This is a genomic window from Enterobacter cloacae complex sp. GF14B (assembly GCF_004136805.1).
Taxonomy (GTDB): Bacteria; Pseudomonadota; Gammaproteobacteria; order Enterobacterales; family Enterobacteriaceae; genus Enterobacter; species Enterobacter hormaechei_C.
In genome coordinates, this window is sequence record NZ_QFRV01000177.1 from 1 (window position 1) to 3,029 (window position 3,029).

3 protein-coding genes are annotated in these 3,029 nt (G+C 60.8%); all 3 read left to right on the forward strand.

From position 1 onward, the window contains the following. On the forward strand, positions 1 to 534 hold a 534-nt coding region (locus tag DD606_RS24315; RefSeq protein WP_139158354.1), incomplete at its 5' end, for an HlyD family secretion protein. After that, the gene (locus DD606_RS24320; protein ID WP_015571056.1) at positions 531 to 2,102 is read left to right on the forward strand and encodes a DHA2 family efflux MFS transporter permease subunit; all 1,572 of its coding nucleotides are present in this window, start codon (positions 531 to 533) and stop codon (positions 2,100 to 2,102) included. The genes DD606_RS24315 and DD606_RS24320, both read left to right, overlap by 4 nt. After that, positions 2,102 to 3,029, forward strand: a 928-nt coding sequence (locus DD606_RS24325) for a TolC family protein (RefSeq protein ID WP_176691479.1), incomplete at its 3' end; no start/stop codon positions are given. The genes DD606_RS24320 and DD606_RS24325, both read left to right, overlap by 1 nt.

The window sequence follows — 3,029 nt, forward strand, 5'->3', positions numbered from 1 at the left end:
AGCGCCCAGGCGCAGCTGGAGGTGGCGGAGCAGGTCCAGCTGCAAATCCGCCAGCAGGAGACCAACGTCGAAGCCCGCGAACGCCAGGTCGATCAGGCCAGAGCGCAGCTGGAAACCGCCAACCTGAACCTCTCTTATACCGAAGTCCGCGCCCCGTTCGACGGTTTCGTCACTAAACGCAACGTCCAGCCCGGTACGCTGGTGCAGGCCGGCACGGCGCTGTTCTCGCTGGTTTCCCCGAACGTGTGGGTGGTGGCGAATTTCAAGGAGTCGCAGCTTGAGCGCATGAAGCCGGGCGACAAAGTGACCGTGTCCGTCGATGCCTGGCCGGATATGGAGCTGGAAGGCCATATCGACAGCATCCAGCAGGGCAGCGGCTCGCGCTTCTCCGCCTTCCCGTCGGAAAACGCCACCGGTAACTTTGTGAAGATCGTTCAGCGCGTACCGGTGAAAATCGTGATTGATAAAGGGCTGGATCCGAACAAGCCGCTGCCGCTGGGGCTGTCGGTTGAACCGAAGGTCACCGTGGAATGACGGATCACAGCCACGATAACTGGAAGCCCGCCAGTAACCCGTGGGCGGTGGCGATTGTGGTCACCCTGGCGGTGTTTATGGAAATTCTGGACACCACCATCGTCAACGTGGCGCTGCCCCACGTCGCGGGGTCGCTCTCGGCCAGCTATGACGAATCCACCTGGGTGCTCACCAGCTACCTGGTGGCGAACGGCATCGTGCTGCCGATTTCGGCCTTTCTCAGCCGCCTGTTTGGCCGCAAACAGTTCTTCCTGATCTGCATTGTGATGTTCACCATCTGCTCGTTCCTGTGCGGTATCGCCACCGAGCTATGGCAAATCATCCTGTTCCGCGTGATGCAGGGGTTCTTTGGCGGCGGGTTGCAGCCTACCCAGCAGTCGGTGCTACTCGACTACTTTAAGCCGGAGGACAGGGGCAAAGCCTTTGGCCTTTCATCCATTGCCATTATCGTCGCGCCGGTACTCGGCCCCACGCTGGGGGGCTGGATCACCGATAACTACTCCTGGCGCTGGGTGTTCTTTATCAATATCCCGGTAGGGATTGTGACGGTGCTGGCCATCTATCAGCTGCTGGAAGATCCGCCGTGGGAGAAAAAGTCGGAAGAGAAGCTCACCGTCGACTGGACGGGGATCGGCCTGATCGCCCTCGGTCTTGGCTGTTTGCAGGTGATGCTCGACCGGGGCGAAGATGATGACTGGTTTTATTCGAACTTTATCCGCACCTTCGCTGTACTGACGCTGGTCGGTATTATCGGCGCGATCTACTGGCTGATGTATGCCAGAAAGCCGGTGGTGGATCTGCACTGTATGAAGGACCGCAACTTTGCGATCTCCAGCCTGCTGATGGCGGGGATGGCGATGATCCTGTACGGCAGTTCGGTGGTTATTCCGCAGCTGGCGCAGCAGGATTTGGGCTATACCGCCACCTGGTCCGGGCTGGTGCTCTCGCCCGGCGCGGTGCTGATTGTGCTGACCATCCCGCTGGTGCTGAAGCTGATGCCGGTGGTGCAGACGCGCTGGATCATCGCCTTCGGCTTTACCTGCCTGGCGGTGTCGTTCTTCTGGTCCCGCACGCTGACGCCGGATATCGATTTCGAAACGCTGGTGCTGTTCCGCAGCGCTCAGTCGATTGGACTGGGGTTCCTGTTTGTGCCCCTCACCACCATTGCTTTTATCTCGATCCCGAGGCGGCTTAACGCCGACGCGGCGGCGCTGTTTACCATGTTCCGCAACGTGGCCGGCTCGATTGGGATTTCGCTCTCGACGGCGGCGATCACCGAGCGCTCGCAGGCGCACAGCGCGCATCTGGCTTACCACGCTTCGCCGTTTAACGAGCAATTCCAGCTGGCGATTCGCGAAAGCGCCCAGGCGATCCAGAACTTCACCACTCAGGTGGGCGATCCGACCGGCATTGCCACTGGACGGATGTACCAGACGATGATCGAGCAGTCGCGCTTTCTGGCCTACATTGACGTCTTCACCATTCTGAGCGCGGTGGCCTTATTACTGATTCCGTTTTGTTTATTGCTCTCGCCGGTTAAGAGCGAGGGGAGTGCAGGAGCACACTGATGATACACAGACGTTTACACCCCCTGATGATAATGATGCTGCTGGTGGGTTGCGCCGTCGGGCCGGACTACCAACAGCCTGCACCGCTCGCCACCACGCACTGGAACGATAAGGGCGACAGCGCGGTGAAATCGCAAACTTCCTCCGCCGCCACTAACCCGCGCTGGTGGAAAACCTTCGGCTCGCCGCAGCTCGACAGCCTGATTGAACGCGCCATCGCCGGAAATCTGACGCTACAGCAAACCGTATTACGCATTGCCGGGGCGCGCGAACAGATTAACCAGGCCGGCGGGGCGTTTTTCCCGTCGGTGAATGGCAATGTGCAGGCGACGCGCCAGCAGCTTGGGCTGGAAGGGGAGCTAAAATCCCACGGTGTGTACGACCAGTTGAATAATGTCGATCCTGAACTGCGGGGCGCGTTAGGCCCGCTGACGCAGCCGATTAACCTCTATCAGGGCAGCTTCGACGCCCAGTGGGAAATCGACCTGTGGGGCAAGGTGCGCCGTCAGGTAGAAGCGGCCGAGGCGCAGCAGCGGGCAGCGATCGAGCAGCGTAACGATGCGCTGGTCTCGCTGGAAGCCGAAGTGGCGCGGGCGTGGCTACAGCTGCGTGGGGCGCAGAGCATCATTGCCACGCTTAATACGCAAATTGAAAGCGCACAGCAGACGCTGGAGCTGACCGAAAGCCGCCAGCGGGGCGGGCTGTCGCCGCAGATGGACGTGGAGAACGCCCGGGCGCAGCTGGGCAATCTTGAAGCCCAGCTGCCGCAGTATCAGGCGCAGGAACGCCAGGCGATGAACGGGCTGGCGATCCTCCTTGGTAAGCCGCCGGGCGCGCTGGATGCCGAACTGCAATCCGTACAGCCGATGCCTGCCCTGCCGGATATTGTGCAGACCGGTATTCCGTCCACCCTGGCGCGCCGTCGCC